This window comes from Chryseobacterium rhizosphaerae, assembly GCF_003385455.1.
In the GTDB taxonomy this organism is placed as follows: domain Bacteria; phylum Bacteroidota; class Bacteroidia; order Flavobacteriales; family Weeksellaceae; genus Chryseobacterium; species Chryseobacterium rhizosphaerae.
The window spans coordinates 1-19,021 of record NZ_QNUF01000010.1 but is presented as its reverse complement, the minus strand read 5'-3'; the positions used below and the strand labels follow the sequence as shown (position 1 = coordinate 19,021).

19 protein-coding genes are annotated in these 19,021 nt (G+C 31.5%); 16 read left to right on the top strand and 3 right to left on the bottom strand.

Translation table 11 applies throughout. The annotated features are described in order from the left end of the window. The first annotated feature begins 7 nt into the window (after positions 1 to 7). From DRF57_RS10510 to DRF57_RS10490, 5 genes are all read left to right on the top strand, one after another. Complete coding sequence (locus DRF57_RS10510; RefSeq protein ID WP_047486761.1) at positions 8 to 376, top strand: DUF4240 domain-containing protein; 369 nt, start codon at positions 8 to 10, stop codon at positions 374 to 376. 200 nt (positions 377 to 576) lie between these two features. Further along, the gene (locus DRF57_RS10505; RefSeq protein ID WP_115918394.1) at positions 577 to 1,275 is read left to right on the top strand and encodes a DUF1826 domain-containing protein; all 699 of its coding nucleotides are present in this window, start codon (positions 577 to 579) and stop codon (positions 1,273 to 1,275) included. A gap of 123 nt (positions 1,276 to 1,398) precedes the next feature. Beyond that, entirely contained in the window at positions 1,399 to 1,866 is a 468-nt protein-coding gene (locus DRF57_RS10500) for a cupin domain-containing protein (protein WP_052188560.1), read from the top strand. Positions 1,867 to 1,986: 120 nt separating this feature from the next. Further along, entirely contained in the window at positions 1,987 to 2,589 is a 603-nt protein-coding gene (locus DRF57_RS10495; RefSeq protein WP_123863311.1) for a hypothetical protein, read from the top strand. 605 nt (positions 2,590 to 3,194) lie between these two features. Then, positions 3,195 to 3,824: a DUF6134 family protein gene (locus DRF57_RS10490; protein WP_123863310.1), complete on the top strand. Its 630-nt coding sequence runs from the start codon at positions 3,195 to 3,197 to the stop codon at positions 3,822 to 3,824. Positions 3,825 to 4,255: 431 nt separating this feature from the next. Here DRF57_RS10490 and DRF57_RS10485 read toward each other — a convergent pair whose 3' ends face one another. Continuing rightward, positions 4,256 to 5,866 (bottom strand): helix-turn-helix domain-containing protein, encoded by a 1,611-nt coding sequence (locus DRF57_RS10485; RefSeq protein WP_115918390.1) that lies wholly within the window; start codon positions 5,864 to 5,866, stop codon positions 4,256 to 4,258. Positions 5,867 to 6,307: 441 nt separating this feature from the next. Here DRF57_RS10485 and DRF57_RS10480 point away from each other — a divergent pair, with 441 nt between their 5' ends. The 5 genes from DRF57_RS10480 to DRF57_RS10460 all read left to right on the top strand — a co-directional run bounded on the left by DRF57_RS10480 (position 6,308) and on the right by DRF57_RS10460 (position 10,780). Beyond that, a complete protein-coding gene (locus DRF57_RS10480; RefSeq protein WP_047486745.1) occupies positions 6,308 to 7,318 on the top strand; it encodes a hypothetical protein in 1,011 nt (336 codons plus the stop codon). A gap of 635 nt (positions 7,319 to 7,953) precedes the next feature. Then, on the top strand, positions 7,954 to 8,877 hold the full coding sequence (locus tag DRF57_RS10475; protein WP_047486743.1) for a helix-turn-helix transcriptional regulator: 924 nt from the start codon (positions 7,954 to 7,956) through the stop codon (positions 8,875 to 8,877). A 333-nt stretch (positions 8,878 to 9,210) separates the two neighbouring features. After that, positions 9,211 to 9,948 (top strand): hypothetical protein, encoded by a 738-nt coding sequence (locus tag DRF57_RS10470; protein ID WP_047486740.1) that lies wholly within the window; start codon positions 9,211 to 9,213, stop codon positions 9,946 to 9,948. A gap of 110 nt (positions 9,949 to 10,058) precedes the next feature. Next, entirely contained in the window at positions 10,059 to 10,475 is a 417-nt protein-coding gene (locus DRF57_RS10465; RefSeq protein WP_047486737.1) for a helix-turn-helix domain-containing protein, read from the top strand. Then, complete coding sequence (locus tag DRF57_RS10460; RefSeq protein WP_115918388.1) at positions 10,451 to 10,780, top strand: helix-turn-helix domain-containing protein; 330 nt, start codon at positions 10,451 to 10,453, stop codon at positions 10,778 to 10,780. Before DRF57_RS10465 ends, DRF57_RS10460 begins: the two co-directional genes overlap by 25 nt. A 121-nt stretch (positions 10,781 to 10,901) precedes the next feature. Here DRF57_RS10460 and DRF57_RS10455 read toward each other — a convergent pair whose 3' ends face one another. Next, positions 10,902 to 11,162 carry a hypothetical protein gene (locus DRF57_RS10455; protein WP_047486731.1) on the bottom strand — a complete coding sequence of 87 codons (261 nt, stop codon included), beginning with the start codon at positions 11,160 to 11,162 and terminating at the stop codon, positions 10,902 to 10,904. Between the two features lie 86 nt (positions 11,163 to 11,248). Next, entirely contained in the window at positions 11,249 to 12,001 is a 753-nt protein-coding gene (locus tag DRF57_RS10450; protein WP_047486727.1) for a hypothetical protein, read from the bottom strand. A gap of 295 nt (positions 12,002 to 12,296) precedes the next feature. On the opposite strand from DRF57_RS10450, the gene DRF57_RS10445 reads away from it, so the two are divergent. The 6 genes from DRF57_RS10445 (at position 12,297) to DRF57_RS10420 (ending at position 18,875) form a co-directional block, all read left to right on the top strand. Continuing rightward, entirely contained in the window at positions 12,297 to 13,862 is a 1,566-nt protein-coding gene (locus DRF57_RS10445) for an AraC family transcriptional regulator (RefSeq protein WP_047486725.1), read from the top strand. A gap of 224 nt (positions 13,863 to 14,086) precedes the next feature. Beyond that, positions 14,087 to 14,536, top strand: coding sequence for a transposase (locus tag DRF57_RS10440; RefSeq protein ID WP_307724818.1), 450 nt, complete (start codon positions 14,087 to 14,089; stop codon positions 14,534 to 14,536). A 291-nt stretch (positions 14,537 to 14,827) separates the two neighbouring features. Beyond that, complete coding sequence (locus DRF57_RS10435) at positions 14,828 to 15,340, top strand: hypothetical protein (RefSeq protein WP_047486719.1); 513 nt, start codon at positions 14,828 to 14,830, stop codon at positions 15,338 to 15,340. 318 nt (positions 15,341 to 15,658) lie between these two features. Then, complete coding sequence (locus DRF57_RS10430; protein ID WP_167449362.1) at positions 15,659 to 17,236, top strand: tetratricopeptide repeat protein; 1,578 nt, start codon at positions 15,659 to 15,661, stop codon at positions 17,234 to 17,236. 704 nt (positions 17,237 to 17,940) lie between these two features. Beyond that, positions 17,941 to 18,408: a hypothetical protein gene (locus tag DRF57_RS10425; protein WP_115918386.1), complete on the top strand. Its 468-nt coding sequence runs from the start codon at positions 17,941 to 17,943 to the stop codon at positions 18,406 to 18,408. 128 nt (positions 18,409 to 18,536) lie between these two features. Next, positions 18,537 to 18,875, top strand: a complete 339-nt coding sequence (locus DRF57_RS10420; protein WP_047486712.1) for a hypothetical protein — start codon at positions 18,537 to 18,539, stop codon at positions 18,873 to 18,875. Positions 18,876 to 19,021 lie beyond the last annotated feature (146 nt).

The following is a 19,021-nucleotide window of genomic DNA, read 5'->3' as shown; positions in this document are numbered from 1 at the left end:
ATAAAAAATGGAAAATATTGAAACATCCGAATGGTTTTGGTCTATCATTGGAAGAGCAGATCTTAATAGGGATAAGCTTAAAGAAATTCTGACTGGTTTTTCTAAAGAAGAAATTATCAAATTTCAGGAAGAATTCGTTGATGCATCGGTTGAATTGCAGGATGAGCCTTTTATTGATTATATGGAAGAATCTGAGGATGGGGTAGAAGATATAGCCAATTGGGTGGTGAGTAACGGTAAGGAGCTTTATTTTCAGATTATGGATAATCCTGAAGAAATACCACACAGCGTCAATGATGTAACAGAACAAATCCTCTATGGAGTAGCAGACGAAGTTTGTGTAGAAAAATATGGGGAATCAACAGGTGTTTACTAGTTGCTTTAGACTATACAGCTCTACATAAAGAATAATACATTGGCTTTCCCAAACATGGAGAAAGCCAATTTTAGTTTTTATACCAGCGAGGATATGTCAATCAGTTGTGGTCATAAAAACAAGTCTGATCTTAGTGTGATCTTCTTATGTATTGTTTATTTTTGCAAAGAATTAAACGGCTAAATTGTTTACTTTAAACTATGGACAAGACATTTTCTGACAACAGTCAAATTGGAGTAGTCTCTACTTTTTCCGAACTTATCAATACTGATTTTCACGGAACTATGAATGCTATCTGCTGGAATAGAAATTTGAATGGGGATTTTAAAGAAATTGTTTCTAAACTTCAGCTCAAGGAGAATGTGACAGAAGTATCTGCCGAAGACCTTTTAGCCCTGACACTTTCTGAAAAGGGGAGTATTGCAAGAGAAACGATCTTAAGTGATCTACAATTATTAACTGATTTCGGGGCATTGCCTTCTCTCAATTTACTGCAATGCTATGACCGTGATGACGAGCTGGATTTCTTCTCCACAGACGTATATTCTTATCATGTAGATCGTTCACCCATTGGAACAGATACTTTTTTGTGTACTTATCATGGAGCTGCCAGTGAGATCTTACCTAACGACCAGACTGTACAGAAAACCCTTATTCCTGAAATCCGTGAAAAACTTAAAGAACTCCATGACGGTCCGGAAACCACATTTGAAAACTTCCTGGAAGAATATTTCTTTGATCTGCATTATCAGCCTAAACCAGGAGCGGAACCTACCAATCTGGGAGTAGGTCATCTTTGGCGTCTGGCAGTAGATCACCCTGCGCAAGAGGTTTTACCCTGTGTTCATAGAGCCCCTGTTGAAAATGATGGTGAATACAGACTGCTGTTAATCTGCTAAATCATATACCTTAGTTTTATTCAGACTTAGCAGAAAACAAATTAATGAAAGCTGTTTTTGTTGTCTTTTTATATATTTTTTGGTACATTGATCTTCATTATTATAAATTAATAGATAACCCACATGGCTGATACAGTTATATTGTCTGAAGGAGCAGAATTTGATCACGTTATACAGGAAGTTTCAAAACACATCCACCTGTATGTCATGGCATTTGAAAAAAGCGAGCGTACCATTACCCGTATAGATAAACGTGAAAATATGTATGGCGGAAAAGGAATTGTATACATGATCCAAATGTTTGATCATAAGGAATTGGCTAATAACCGTCTGGCTGCTTATATGGTTTTATTGAATAACGGTGACGAATCCGGATTCCATACCCATAATGAAAAGAATGAAGAAGAATTATATGTGGTTGTACACGGAACAGGAGAGTATCGTGAGAGAACCGGAACGGAAGGAGCTGTACGTCAAAAAACACTTCAAAAAGGAGATATTACCGCTATCAGTTCCATCGGATATCATTCCATTGAAAATACAGGAAATGAACCCCTGATTATGTTTGTCATTACTACTAATAATCCATAATACCCGGTAACGGTATATAAAGTGCCAATATATAGCTGAATGCATGTAGATTTAGTATTATTTTGAGACTGTAGTTTTCTTTTAGAAATTATCTTATCTAACCAACGCTTTTGGACACTTATGAAGACCTATCAATTTCGTTTTAATAACAGCAGTAAAACCTTGACTATTCTGATTTGGTTTTTTACGACGTTGGTGACTATTGCATTAACGAGTACTATTTTAGTGATACCATCGGGATCCTATTTCCCGACCTGGCTATTGCTGATCTCTTTGCCATTAACGCTGATGGCTATTTATAAGCTGTTTAAAGTAGCATCCAAAAGACAGTCGGTAGAAGTCATTACCTTAAGTGAACTAGGGTTTACCAGTTCCTGTTTCGGTGCTGTTTTATTTTCCGATATAAGCTCTATCAAAATTCCTGCCCGGGAAATATCATTATTGGGAGGACACAAGTACGATTATTACAAACAATCCGAAGTAAATATTCCTAATCCTGTAGTTTCAATCATGCTTGACAATGGTCATATATTACGTTGGGTTTTGGGTGAGTGGGGTGGACTTTACAACTCAAAGGAAGATTTTTCAGTTTTCTTTGCCTTCCTTACAGCGCTAACCGATCAGCTGTATCAACTTTACCATTCTGATGAACCACCTAACAGCTATTTACAAATTCTCGATGAAAATGGTTCCTGGGAAAAGAAAAATCAATACAAAATATGATAATTTGTAAGTGATTACTTGCTGATACTAGCTAATTTTTTCAAAAATACTGACTGCTTTTACTTTAAAAACTTTTGTCAATACAGGAATGTTTTTAAAGGGTTTTTCAATGTCTATACCGGGATGACGATTGCATTTCGTAACATATTTATTTTTTTGTTTAATGGTGTTAACAGCATAATATTGGGTATGTCAACTTTCCATTTTTTCAAAAAAGTAAAGGTTACCATATTCAGTGTACAGCCAGTAAATTGGATGCATTTCAAACTGTTCTAAAATTGGGAACAGGGAACTATGAAATGAGAATACTATACTTTATTCATCATCAGTTACTGCTTCAAAAAAGAACTATCATCTAACACCTCCGGAATTTTAAAAAACAAGGTTCAGAATTATAAATCAGAACGTAGTCTTGTATTTAAATATCTTGTTTTCAAATGATTAAATTGTAGTTCGCATTTATCTTACGGAACATTCTAAGCCTTTCCCAGTCCTAATTTTGCATCATAAATATTTTTATTATGAATGCACCTTTCGGCCTTTCAGTATACACCAATAGAAAACCCTAATAAAAGAAGTCATTATTATTTAAAAAATAAAAAACAATGAAAACAATAAAAGCATTCCTGTTTTTTTCGATAATGTTGAACAATTATCTTCAAGCAAACATTACAACATCAATTACCAAAGAATATCTGAATTATTCTATTATAAAAGACGATAGAACCATTGGTAATATCCGCGTAGAACGTTCTTTGAAAGACGATATCACGGAATATCTTTTTGAATCCCGCGCTAAAGTTAAAATCCTTTACAGTATTGAGATTTATGACAAAATGGGTGTTACTTTTAAGCAGAATATTCTACAGCAGGCCAAACTTTACCGAACAATGAACGGGAAACTAAAAGTGAACAACACGGCTACCTGGAACGGAAATTTTTATACTCTTTCGGACAAAGATGGAGCTAATGGTTCTCTAAAACAGTCCATTTTCAGCTCTACTGCAAGCCTGTATTTTAATGAACCCGGAAATATAAAATCTGTTTTTTCGGAGAAATTCCAAAAAATGATTCCTATTCAGAAGATTAATTCCCAAAAATACAGGATCAATCTGCCGAACGGAAACACTACTACTTACACATACAGCGGTGGAATTTGCACCTTAGTTGAAGCCAATACGGATTTTGCAAACCTAAAGTTTGTTCTTGATACAACCTCAAATAAAACCCATTAAGTATTATACTCCCCAATAATACGACAATACAATAGGCTAATGCTGTATTTTTTTATCTTCTTGTGAGAAAAACAAACCTGTTTAAGGTATATTAAGTAACAATAAGATAGGTTAAGTGAAGTAATTGCTCGCTGGTTTTAAAAATTAAAGTACTGCCAGTTTGGGAGACAACTAGGAACAAAAAAACCAACTTATGATAAACTGTTACAAAAACATATGGTTTGTAAATGGTTAAATATCAATAAGTTGGTTTTTTTTATTATTCTGTTTTCCTTAATTATTTCCCAATACAAAAATTTCAGGTATTTCATTATCAATTATTTACCACCATCGAGGGGCAAATAAGGGCTAAATCTTCACAAACCAATAATATCTTATTACGAAGTTACAGATATTGTTTTTTGAACCAAAAAAAATTATTTTGTTCTTTCTTAAAGCTTCTGCTTCTGGCTTTTAAATTTCTCAATAAAATAGGAAGGAGTGACTCCGGTTTCTTGTTTAAATACCCTTATGAAAGCCTGATGCGAGGCAAATCCACATTCCTCAGCCAGATAACTGATCTTATATTCTCTGTATTGAGGAGCTTCATAGAGTTTGTGGGTGATATAATCTATCCTTAATCCATTGATGTAATTACTGAAGGACTTTCCCCTGTGGGTTTTGATGATTTCTGTAAGATATCTTTGATTGGTATTTAATGAATGGGAAAGGGAACTCAGGCTGATGTTTTTCTTCAGATATCTGTTAGAATTTTCAAATCTTTCCAATTTGGCAAGAATGGAGTTTTGGGTTTCCTCTGAGATTTGAAGGGTTGTAGGTATTTTTTTTTCTACCTCCTCAATAGTTTCTACAGATGAATGATAGTCTGTCTTAAGCTTTTTTATCAATTTTTCATAATTTCCTCTGGCTGTTTTGTTTCTCGACCTTATATATAACCATCCTGATACTATTAAAATCAATATTGAAGTAAGTGCGATTGCAATGATTCTTTGAGTGTTAGCCTGATAGCTTTTTTCTTTTTGGATGCTGATTTTGTTAAGAGTGGTATTGACTTCTTTTTTTTGGATGATTGCCAGGCTGTCTGATAGATGAGAATATAATTGAGTATATTTTATGGTGGAATCTTTCTCCTTGAGGGTGTCATAAGAATTGGCAAGCACCATGAATGCAGTTAATCTTTCCTCTAACTGTTGGCTTCCTTTTTCAAGTTTCAAAGCCTTAGCAGCATAAGGAACTGCTTTCTGAGGTTGGTTTGTAGCCTCATAAAATCTACCTAAAGCATTTAATGCGCTTATTTGGCTGGTAGGATTGCTTAATTTTCTTTTTTCAAAGATGAATAATGCATCCAAAAGATGCTTTTCTGCAAGTTCTGGTTGTTGAGGTTTATAAATACCTGTATAAAACATTCCCATATTTGTGTGAATGTAGGAAATTTGATAATATTTCTCATCAGGACTTCTTAGTTCTTGATCATTATCCTTAATTCGTTCTGCTTCATGAAGACTTTTATTGAGGTAAGCGAGTATAGTATCTTGGGGAGCGTTTGTCTTTTCAGTGTAAAGCAGCATTTTAAGATAAATACTTGAAAGCCTTAAATGATTTTGATTTTTTCTGGATAAAGCTAGTGCTTTTTGAAGTTCATCATGACTTTCCTTAATTAGTCCCATATCCAGAAAGGCACCTCCTCTAAATTCATGGATTTGGGAAAGTGCTTGTTCATTATTAAGTTCAAGGGCTATCTTTTCAGCCTTATAACCATGATCCAAAGACTTTTTGTTGTCTTGTACAAAGCTATAGTAAATGGTCATCAAATACTTGTTGCTTTCCATGATTCCTTTCTTGTAACTTATGGTTTCTGACTCTTTCTCTGCTTTTGTGAAAAGAGAAATGCTATTATCTACATTGAGATTGGAGGAAGTTCTGTCAAGCATCTTATTGGCAGCCATAATTGCTTCATCAATATCTTCTTCCTGTACATTTTGTTTTTGCTGCTTGCAAAAGCAGAACAGAAAAAGAAGGGAAAGTAATACAGCTTTTTTCATGTGTTTTTTAGGGTTTAAATATTTAAGGGTGTATGTGTTTTTGAAAAAAAGATTGTTCCTTTTTTTATAAATAAATCTCTACTTGAGAATAAAAAAAGAAAATCAAGTTTTAAATTTTCATATTTTTTGGGTGAGACAAAGATATTATATTTTACTTTTTTTTAACCAATTATCAATTTTTAGTTGTGAATTTTTCTTAATTTAACAATAATGTGATAAGATTTAATTAATTGATTATCAGTAGTTGTATTTTGTAAAATGTATTTTTTGTTTATGACTGAATTTATCAGAGTTTAAGTAATCATAAATAGCTGTAAATATGAATACATATACTTGCTGAATTCATGTTCAAGTTCTTATTGTTGCCAAAAAATTGCCAGACTTCATTCCTATGAATTGTTTCCTCTTTCTCTGGTCATAATTATAACGAAAACAAAACAAATGAAAAAAGTATTTATTTTAATGACGAGCCTTTCGGCAAGTTTATTTTTCCCTCAAGTAGGGATTAACACTCCTAACCCTACAGAGATTCTTGATGTCAATGGAATTGAAAGGGTAAGGGAACTTCCCAAGCATAATTCAATCAATGCAATTTTTACAAAACCTGATGGAACTAAGTCAGAATCCAAGAATCAAACCTTTACGGCTACGAAAATGGTTGTTGCAGATGCAAATGGAGTATTGGGGTATGTGGATTGGAGTCCGACCACTATACCAGGTGGACTTAAAAAACGAGTAACGATAGGATATTGGGCAGGATTATGGGATGGAAACCTTTATGCAATAGGAGGAACAGGATTTCCTATTTTCAATTCGCAATTACAGAGTAGGCTCAATTATGGACCCAATGGGATTTATAATAAAGTTGAAGGGATCGATTTTCAACAATTTGAAACAGAGCAATTGAATATCTATACAGGAGCACAGCTGAAAAACTTTGTAGATGTTTTCTGTATTGGAGTGAAAAATGGTGAAGATTTGGATGCAACGATCATAGCCAAGATCAAGGATTTTGCTAATCTGGGTGGAGTGGTTATGGTATTACTTGATGCAGGCAGGAATACTCCTGCTCTTCAAGGGTTTGGAGGAACAGGAACTGTGTCTTCAGGAGGAATTAATGCCTTTCCCATAGCGGGAAGTACCGGAACTACGGGTGTTTTTGGAACTATTTCGAATACTGCAACCATTATTGGAGCTCAAACCATGGGGAGAGTACTCAATACTCAATTGGCTCCAGGTTCTGAACTTCTGGCTAGAGAAGGAGGTAGTGTTGCTGCACCTTCGTTAACCCAAGCAGGAATATGGATGACAGGGCCAGGCGGAAGAGTTATGTTTCTTTGGGATGAAGGAGTCTTCAGAAATTCAAGCATTTCAGGCACATTCATAGATACAGAGCAGGAAAAATATCTTCATAACCTTATGGCTTCACTGCTTGATAAATTGAATCTGTAGATTACTATCCATATTTTTATTCAAATATTTCAAAACGTAATTCAACCATTATCTTTATTACAAGCTAATGGAACCAAGTCCGAATCCCAAGACTGAACTTTTGTGAAAACGAAGGCGATTATTGCTAATGAAGTATTAGGACTTGTATCAGGGATGTCCAGTACTTTGAAGATAATTTACTTAAATGATGGGGTGATACTTGTCATGGTTAGAATATAATTATAATTATCAAAACTAAAATCATTTAGAAATGGTAATGATATATCTAAATATAACACGATATAACACGGGGTAATTGTATAAAAAATAACTGTAGCTTCCTGAAAGAAAGCTGAAAGATGTATGAATTAATGAAAATAGCAATTTAAAATAGTATAAAAAAGTGAATTGTTTTTCTGAGATAAATTTATGGTTTATTTTTAAGACAGAAGCTCAAAATCCTTTATTTTCAAGTAAAATTTAGACTTTTGAATGAAATGGGTTTGTTATTTTCGGAAATTCTTACAACTAAATTTAAAATGTAAATCATTGTTATTTAATATGTTATGTATGTGCGTATTTTAGTTTATTGCACATAGAGCAGATGATGAACATTTCGATGAATAATTGCCTATTTTGGATTTATATAAATTGTTATGTTAAATTATATAAAAGAAAAAAGACAATTGGCTGCAGATGAGATTGAGTATGAAAAAAGTCTTTACTTTGATATTTATACTCTTGTGCTTGTATTTATTCTTGGTTGCAATGTTGTACTGAATGTTTTCTTTTTAGATCAGCCTGTGTATGGAGGAATATTTTTCGGAATGGCTCTTTTTATGCTGTGTACATTGCTTTGGCCGGATAACATACGATTTAACCGGAATCTTTTAATGCTTCTTTTCTGGTTTCTGGGATTGGTTATTTTTTACTGTGATACCATAAGTGGAAACGGAGCTATGAACTATCTGTCATATATCTCTCTTACCATAGCTGTAGCATTTTTTTTTGACTATGATAAGGATAAGTATATCATTTTTATGCTGGTGGCTACTTATGTAATATTTTTTTTAATCAATATCATCACAGACTATTCTATATTTTCATCTCTTCATCAAAATTTATCACCTGTAAAACTTTGGTATATAAGAGTTTATAAGGCGATGGAAATTTCCTTCTGTACTTTTATTGGAATGTACATTATACATAGAAAAGAAAAAATGATCATTAAATATTATATAGAAAAAGAGAAGCTTAACGACTTTATAAAGAAAACGGATAAGATAAACTCTTCCAATGAATTGTATGAATTAGCAATGAGTAAAAACTCGCTTTTTATTACCTATTTTAAATCTGAATTTCCCGAATTTTTTGAAAAAATTTTAAAAATATGTCCAAATCTTATTTCATCAGAACTGGAAATATGTGCTTTATTAAAACTGAATCTAACCACAAAGGAAATTGCCATTGCAACAAATACAACGATTCGGGCCATAGAGAATAAAAAACATAGAATTCGCAAGAAAATTAACCTTCCTACGGAAACTGACTTGAATTTATATATTATAAATTTTTTTTAATTACTTATTGATATTTAGATTGTTATAAGTTTTGAGTAGAAGTGAGTAGGGGTGAAAGTAGATGTGAAAGTTATCTTTTTAGTTTTGAGAAGTACGTTTTATTTAATATTGCACCTGTCTGGAAAATCATACAGTTGTATTTTCTGAAACAAAACACAAATGTCTTAATATATAGCTGGGAATAATATTTCCCAGCCCTCTTCTGGGGTGAAAGAATATTGCTTCCCCGGATCTGTTTAATATTAAGGAATAGAAATATTGAATGGTAATTTATGAGGGTTAAAACTATCCCTAGCCATAGAAATAATAATAATCATTTAGAAAAAAAACATTATGAAAAAATTTAGTTTCCTGGCAATTTTCTTTTTTGTCAACGCCTATAGCCAAGTAGGTATCAATACTGGAAATCCAACTGAAATATTGGATGTTAATGGTAATGAAAGAATACGAATACTTCCCAAACATCAAACGGCAAATGCTATTTTTACAAAACCTGATGGTTCAAAATCAGATAATCAAGATCAGTCTTTCATCGCAACTAAAACTGTAGTAGCAGATGCAAATGGGGTGCTAGGATATGTTGATGGATTACCCAAACCTAATGATGGAGGTTTGAATATAGGAGATGCTATTACAAGAATTTATTCTGTACCTGCTGCAACTGCTCAGCTTAGTACATTTAATTTAAAAGATTATATAGTTGCTAATGGTTTGCAGTCCTTACCATCTATTGATGGCTTGGAAATGAATTTACAAGGAGTTAATTCAGACTATTATGACCCACGTATATATAATATATCAAATGGGGCTTTACTTGTTAGTTATCAGTCGTTTGCTACAGTGGGTAATGAAAATGAAACTTCACTAAATAACAATCTGCAGACAGGAAGTTATCTTCAGATTGATGCTAATAATATAGTATTTTGGCGTACAGACGCAGCAGAGGTTGAGACTACAAATCTTCAGGTACAGATTGATAATAATACTTACAGATGGTACGAATTTAAATGGTGGTGTATGCAAGTATCCGGACAAAAGAAAATTTTCATGTCTGTGGTTCGTAAAGCTTAAAATTGAGTGTTTTAAGTGTGGATAACATAGTAAACAGTTGTAATGATTTTCACCGTCAATAAAAAAAGAAAATCCCATTGATATTTAAAAATACTTAAAATACACTTGATTTGAATTTAAAAAACATAAATATCGGAGAATTAATTAAAGAGATTGTAGCTCAAAAGGAGATAGAAATATCCCGTATCTGTAGTTTTCTCAAATGTTCCGAAGAAGAGGTTATCAGTATGTATAACCAAGAGAATTTGGATACCAATACGCTGCTGCGTTGGAGTAAATTACTGGAGTATGATTTCTTTAGACTCTATTCTCAACATTTAATACTTTTTAGTCCGCTTAAAAAGGAACAAAATAAAAGTATAAAAAGTCAATTACCCCAATTCCGTAAGAATATTTATACTAAGGAGATGGTAGATTTTATCCTTGAAAAGATTAATAGGGGGGAAAAATCTTGCAGTGAAGCTATAAATGATTACGGAATACCTAAAACAACATTATACAAATGGGTGAAAAGATACAACAATTAATACCTGATTATAAAAGAATTTACTCAGATATTTTAAATGCAAAATATACTGAGAAGATACCTTACTGCTTATCTATCTTAAATAAAAAAATACTGTCTTCAACAGATATAATAAGGCTTAATGAAATTATTTTTGGTACAAAAGGAAATATGTACAATCAAAAACATAAATCTTATGATAGATTGGCTATTCTTGAAATATTGGAATATCAGAAAAAAAATAATATGAATAATGTACAGCTTGCCAATCATTTTAAATTGAGCAGAAATACAATAACCAAATGGAAAAAAATGTTCAACTCATAGATAATTGTTGAGATAGGTATTTAAAAAGCATTATTAAAGAAATAGTTTTTTATATCAAAAGGAGACTTTTTGGGTCTCCTTTCTTATACAAAATTGATTTTGTTGAGGGGGTACTTAAAAATTACTTTGTAAAATTACCATTTCCACCTCCGGAACAGTCTCTTTTTATTTCAGTTCTTTTTTCGCAAACAACAAAGCAAAGGAAATAAGTTGTTGTCACTTTATAAGTAACATTACAATTTCCTTCTTTTACTGTAATTACGGTGCATACTTGTCTATAGCACTGTGCCGTTTCTGGTTCTTGAATACTTTGTGTTTTTGCACTGATATTTGCGGTTCCTAATGTTGCAAGTAATAATCCTGCGAATAATGTTTTTTTCATCGTAAATGATTTTTAAAAAGTTAATAATGAATGTTATGTATATTTTGTTTTTTTAGAGATATATAATTTTCAATTAGGCGAATAAATTATTGAACAGGGACTGCAATAATATCAAATTGATCTGTAGAAGTAGCACCAAAGGTTGCCTTTATTCCTATAGTATCTCCGGTGTAGGCAAATACGTTTCCTACCAGGTTAACAGTATAAGTACCTTCGCTTAATATAATACTTCTGTTTCCGTTCAGGTAAAAAACACCGAAGACATATTTTTGTCCGCTGTTGGTAAAAGGAATGCCGGAATTGATAATGTCCTTGGAGTTTAGGATCAGTTTTGCACCCACTCTTTTTGAAGTTCCGTCAAAGAGATTGTCCCCGTTGGCTTTTACAATATCAGAAGCAGAAATATTATAAGAAAATGTAACCATTGATTTTTTAGATAGAGTAAAGGTTTTTGTTGCTAAAACAGGTGTTGTTGTGAGTTCACCGTTTACGGCAGATATTGTACTGGTGGTTGTTACAGCATCAAGGCCATCGGCTCCGCTAATAACGACAGAAGGTTGTACAGGCATCCAGTTTACGGAACCTATTACACCATTAGCGTCGGCTACAAGAGTTTTAAGAGCTTTGAAAGACTGGTCTTTATTAATGGATTTTGTTCCGTCCGGTTTAGTGTAGATTACATTTGAAGATCCATCTACTGGAAGTTCTCTTATTCTTTCAGTTCCGTTAATGTCTAAAGTTTCTGTGGGAGTAGAAGTACTGATACCTACACTGTTGGATTGAGCGTGAAGTGACAGGCATAATGAGACAGCAAAAGCAGTCAATAATTTTTTGTTCATTTTATGTTGTTTTTAAATTGGTGTTTAACCGATCTGTGATTAACAGGTATGCAAACCTACACCTTTACCTCTGCCGGAGAAAATTTAACACAAGATGATTTATGAATATATCCCTGTTTTTTTGAAAAATACTCGAAAAAAAATAGCCAATCTAATATGATTTGTATTGCTATTAATTTATTGAATATTAAAACTTTATAATTTTAAAAATACGAGTTGAATTCAGAATAACTTACATTGTTCTTTTGTACAGATCAATGGGTTATGATTTAATTTGTTAACACAAACACTACTAATGATAGAAAAAAAAGTTTTGATTTTTTTGTATTGTATGCTGTCTTTTACAAGCTTAAAATCATTAAATGAATCACAAATTGAAGAAGAAATTAAAAAGATTCAAAATTCTCATGCCAATGACCCCCATAAAATAATTGCCCTCTCTGCAGATATCTATCATATTGCCAAAAATAAAGGGTATAAAAAAGAATTACTTAAAATTAATAGCGTACTCATTAATAAATATTGTGAGATTGGGAACTTTAAAAAAGCAATTGCATTATGTAACGAAATTGAAAAACTGACCAGCAAAAATGATACATCACTGGTTAATTCTCATAGATATAAGGCCTCTGCCTATATTGAATTGAATGCTGATAATGAAAGCCTTCAGGAGCTTAAAAAAGCCCTTGAAGCGGCAGGTAACATCGAACTTAAAAATGATAGAAATTACATGAAAGCTCTTGTGTATAAAGAATTTGTAACCTATTTTTCTCATGTGAATGCTTCTATTGACTCGGTAATGTATTATCAGAATAAATGCTTGGAAAGTGCAATGATTATTGATGATAATAAAGAATTCCTGGAAAAAAAGTACCATATTATGGCTGTTGCTTATATGAATTTGGGAATGATGAATGCTGCTTTGGGAAATACCGAAGAAGCTGTCAGTAAATTATCAAAAGCGCTGGAAATTTGCCAAGATAAAAAATATCATATTCATAAAGATCTTGGAGTAAGTATACTCAATGAATTTGCATGGATGTATTATGATCATGAAAAATATGATAAAGCAGCGTACTACGCAGATCAGGCAGAAAAGGCAGAAAAAAAAGTAGATATGCCCTATGTTCGCAGAGATATATATGAAGTTGGTTTTAAGGCATATTCAGCATTAAAAAAGGAAGTACCTGCACGAAAATACACCAATCTTTATATTAAGTTGAATGACAGCCTTGTGAATATAGAGAAGAATGCTGTGAATATTAATGAGAAAGATATTTTAATAGGTAAGCAGACACCTAATACGCGAACAAAACAAGGTAGTATCTTAATCTGGATTATTATTGCCATTATTATTGTCATCAGCCTCGCTGTATGGAAAAAAATGTATAAAATATCGGATGCAGCAGATACAGAAAATACTATAGCAGAGCAAGATGAGCACTCTGAAGCTCCCAATGAAAAAACAATAAACATTCCTGATTATACCACTAAATCAATATTGCTTAAGCTTACTAAATTCGAAAAATCTCAGAAATTTATAAAAAAAGATATAAGTCTTAGTTCCTTGGCGAATGATCTGGATACCAATACGCGATATCTCTCGGCTATTATAAAACAATATAAAAAGAAAAACTATAGTAACTATATTAATGGACTAAGAATTGGCTATATTAAAACGAAACTCATTGAAAATCCTATTTATAGAGAATACAAAATAAGTTATCTGGCTGATGAAAGTGGATTTTCTTCAAGAGAGGTTTTTGCGGTTACTTTCAAAAAAGAAACCGGAGTTACTCCTTCATATTTTATCAACAGTTTAAATAATGACCTCATACAAGATGACTTCTTACAAGATTGAGTTATACTATATTGATAAACAATGTATGTTTTGTTTGTATAAATTGGATAGAACCCTTAAGTGGTTATCGTAATGTATTCAGAATTTATCACACGGTTCTTTTTTCTGTATTCACCTAAAACCATATTGTTGTACTGGAAATAGAATCCGGATATGAATTTTTAATCCTAAAATATTAAGGATAAATCAATGGATGGTCAGATAATAAAACACAAATGAATTTAATGATGGACTTAAAACAAATTAATATCGGACAACTGCTTGAGAACAGTGTAAAGGAGAATCATATAGAAATTGAAAGCTTATGCAGCATTTTTAATTGCGAAGCTAAGGATATTGAGCAGATGTATAACTCCGATACTTTAGATACGGATATTTTAATCAAATGGTCTCAGCTATTACAATATGATTTTTTCAGATTGTACTCTCAGCATTTGGTTTTATATGCTCCTCCGTCTGCCAATAGATATAACCAGATAGAAATCAAAAAAGAGGTAAAGTCTCAGGAACCTCAGTTTCGTAAAAATATTTATACAAAAGAAATTATTGAATTTATCATCAGAAGAATCAATAAAGGGGAAATGACCAGGGAAGAAATCATCAGTAAATACCGGATCCCCAAAACAACCCTTTACAAATGGCTGTATAAATATAATAAATATATAGAAGAATAAGAACTGCAATATTCCTCTTATATTATTCAATATTTTAATTAACCGAAGATAAGAAGAGTTCTTGATGTATTTGGAAGGCATTATTTAGGTTTATGAGCTTTTCAGAAATATAAGATTGAACTAAATGCCAACAATAAAGAAGTAGTAATGCTTTAATTTTGACAATTGAGAAAGAAAATATAAGAACAAAAGAAGCTGTATTGATTTTGTTGAAGATTCTGAAGAATATACTAACGAATAAAAATGAGGTGAATAAGATTAATAATTATAATTTCAAAGACTTACATAAACATGAGAAATGATTTTTTCCAAGATTATTATACTTGGACTAAAGGTGAAATTGAACAGGGAAAATGGATGGTAACTGCTGCAGTTCTTCTTGTTCCTGTTTTGCTACTGTTCGTAAAAAATACTAATGTAATTCTCAGGGGAATGACCTTGCCGCTTTTTTTGCTATTTGCAGTTAATATTGGATATGGAGGCTATTTACTGATGAATAGAAATCAACAGGAACAAAAAGTGGAAATGCATACAAAATTATCCACTGAAGATGCTCTTAAAAAAGAATCACAAAAATTAAAAAAAGATCATAATGTCTTTTTAATGCTGAAGAAAATCTGGGTTATATTAATTGTTATTTCTTTAATATCATACCTGATGATCCCTGAAGGTTATTATAAAGGTTTAGCACTGGGATTTGCCATAATGTTTGTTGGCCTTTTAACAGTTGACACTTTGCTTCACCATAGATTAATGCAATATCTTGCAGGTGTTGATTTAAAGATAGGATCGGTATCAAAATAATCAGAAGATAGTGATCGTATTATCAACACTTATATTCTTTTAATACTTAATTTACACTCGACTTAAATCAGATATAACTTTAATGTCCGGTTCATTTTTATTCAAAAATAGGCATGAATTGAAATGGATGCTTTTTAATTTTATCTGTCTGTAATTTAGTGTGTTGTGTTTGTTTTGTCATGTAATAAATTCGGAAAATATAAAGGAAAAAATAAACAAATATCTTAGAATTAGTGTTTATTTTGCATATTACCGGCACAAACTATGAAAAAAATTATCTCCCTCATATTGTGTTTTTTTTTTAGCTGTATCTATTCAATGCCATCATCTGAAAAAGATGTGGACAAAGAAATTGTTGAACTAAGAAAAATAAGTACTACTAACCCTAAAAAAGCTATTCAACTTTCAATAGAAAGCTATAATTCAGCTAAAAAAATAGATTATAAGAAAGGCATGCTTGACAATCTTATGATCCAGATGGCAAAGTATTTTGATACTGGCAATTTCAAAAAGGTAATTGAGATTAGTAAGGAAGCAGAACTTTTGTCAAGCAATTTGGAAAAAATGGATGACTTGTCAAATACCTTTAGACTTAGAGCTTCTGCCTATACTGAACTGGGCTTCAATGATGAAAGTTTAAAAGAATTTACCAAAGCTTTAGAAATATCTGAAAAAATTACATCAGCTGATTCCAGATTTTATTATAGATCTCTTATCTATACAGGGATAGGGAGTTATATGGCCCATATCAATGCTCCTATAGATTCTGTAATGTCTTATGAAAAAAAAACATTGGATGAAGTTTTAAAGATAAGTGCTGATAAGAATTTTGTAAGTAAGAAGTATTACATGATTTCCCGTGTTTATATGAATTTAGGAATGATGAATGTGGCGAAGGCAAACCCTAAAAAAGCTGAAGAGTATCTTACCAAAGCTTTAGAAATTTGCAGAAATAAGAACTATTCAATAGATGTACAAACTGAGATACTGATTTTAAATGAATTTGCATGGCTTTATTTTGATCAGAAAAACTATGATAAAGCTATCCAATATGCTAAAGAAGCTGCTTTTATGGAGAAAAAATCCAGTTTTCCATATATTCGGAGAGATATTTATGAAGTTCTGTTTAAGTCCCATGTAGAGAAAGGGAATAAAGAAGAATCTTCCGAATATATGGAAAAATTTACCGAATTGAATGATAGTATTGTAAATGCAGAAAGGCAAATGATCAATACGCCTATAGAACATATTTTATCTGAACAGGAGAATGATAACCGTGATTTAATGAATAGAATGATGGTGGCAGGGGCTATTTTACTTATCCTTTCAATGTTAGGAGGGTGGGCTTATTGGAAAAGAAGAAACAAAATCTTACATAAAAAGTATGAGCAGATCATCGAAGACCTAAAAAAAGTAGAATCTGTATCCGTTGAAGAAAAGGATATAACCGCTGAAACTTTGGCCATAGAAAATAATGAAAGGATCATTTATTCCAATGAAAAAATACCAAGCCTTATTATTAAAAATGATACTGTAGATAATATCTTGTCAAAGCTGAGAAAAATTGAAAATTCACAAAAGTTTATAAAAAAAGACTTTACACTTACATTTCTTGCCAGTGAACTGAATACAAACCCCAGATATTTGTCTGAAATTATTAAGCAGCATAAAGGAAAAAGTTATAACAATTATATTAATGGATTAAGAATTGGCTATATCACCAATAAGCTCTATAAAAATACTGTATACAGAGAGTATAAAATCAGTTATTTGGCAGAAGAATGTGGTTTCACATCCAGAGAAGTATTTGCAGTTATTTTTAAGAAAGAAACGGGAATGACTCCTTCTTATTTTATCAGCCAGCTAAAACAAGAAGATGTAATGTATTTGCAATAGCTGTTTCTGATGAAAATTATTATAAGTTCCTTACTCCTTATGAGGAGTTTTTTTATGTTTATTAATTAATTTTTTCTTTCAATTTCTTTAATAATGCTTCAAAATTTTCACATTATTAATTAAAGGTTATATATTGTAATATTTTGATTGTTAGTTGTTTATTGTGTTATTTATTCGGAAAATCTCACATGAATTCTTTTCATTTCAACAAATAAAACCATAATCTTGCAGAAAAATAGAGAGAAAACATTGTTCCCGTTAAATCTATTAATACAAGTGATTTTTATTTACACTTAAAAAAATACAACTGATGAAAAAGAATGCTATAATCAGAATTTTTGGTTCCCTCAATCACAAGATCTGTTTCCATTCTTTGTTGTTGGGCCCTTGCTACAAGGGCCAGTCTTTTAATGATGAAAAGCCAATGATTTTTATTTTTTGCATCATCATTCCTTATTTGATTAAATAAGTCCAGGCCCTAGCCATATTAGGGCCTGCCTTTATTTTATATCTGCCAATACCAATATTTTATTCATAGAATTTTTAATAAAGTTTAAGTATTAACCATATAAAATATAAAGAATGACAAAAAATAGCTAGCATTACCTACAACTGCGTCCTTTCAATATCAGTGGATAAATGCAGATCATTTAGAAAAAATAATATATTTAAAATTTATGTCCTTATCCTTTCTAATCAGTTTTATGAACTTCGCATATGCACAGAACACAGCTAAATGTGAAATTATTGACAAAAAATCTATTTATTCCTTTAGCGGAATCGGATATGAAGGTGAAGGCATAAGGAAAAAAAACATTTTTTCAGAGCTGAGTATAGAGAGTACCAATACGGAAGGAATTTTCCTTAAGGATAATGAAATAATTATGGGGAAAGAAGGTACCTATAGAATCATTCTTTCATCTGTCATAAAAGATAATAAAACACGGGATAAATATGCTGTAAATATTAATAGTAAAGAAGTCTTCGAACTTAATCCTCAGGACATGCTGCCTACCGGAGTATTTTTTTTTCAGATGTATTTGAAGAAAGGAGCTTCATTAGGATTCACTATGATAAAAAATAACGGAAAAATTAGCAGTTCTGTAGAATCCAATTATTTGAAGGTGCTGTTTACTGATCCAAAATTAATAGCATATTCTGAACATCATTGATTACCATAAGATGTTACTAGAGATAAAAAATATAATATATACCATGAAGTTCATTAAATTTTAATGAAGAAAACACTCACATTTTGTGGGTGTTTTTTATTTTTTATAACAAACTCAAAATATTAATTATGGAAATTGATACTTTTAAAAATCAGCTTACAGAGCTATTATGCCATGATTTTAATACATGGAATGCCGTATTGAACAATACTCAGCCGGAAGGTTATATTTGTAATCATTGGAAGGTAGATATTGATTCAAAAAATATAAATATTGATCTTAATACTGGAATGTTTGTAGTTGATGATGGTTTTCTATCTTCACATATAACGTTCGTTAAAAATGGAAATAAACATAATGAGTTTTATAATAAGGCTTTTACTGTAAAAGGGAAGTTTGAGAATAAGGGCTTAAATCTGTTTGAATTAAAAGATATTGATGTAGATATTGAAATAGATATTTTTTAATTTTTTTTTTTAGAATTTAATATTATTAATGGTAATTGTTTATTTTAAACGAATTGCTAATGATGGTGATGGCTTGTTTTCAACGTGTTATAAAAATAAATTCCGAATTTATTACAATACTTTTTATAGATTTATGTGTTTAATAT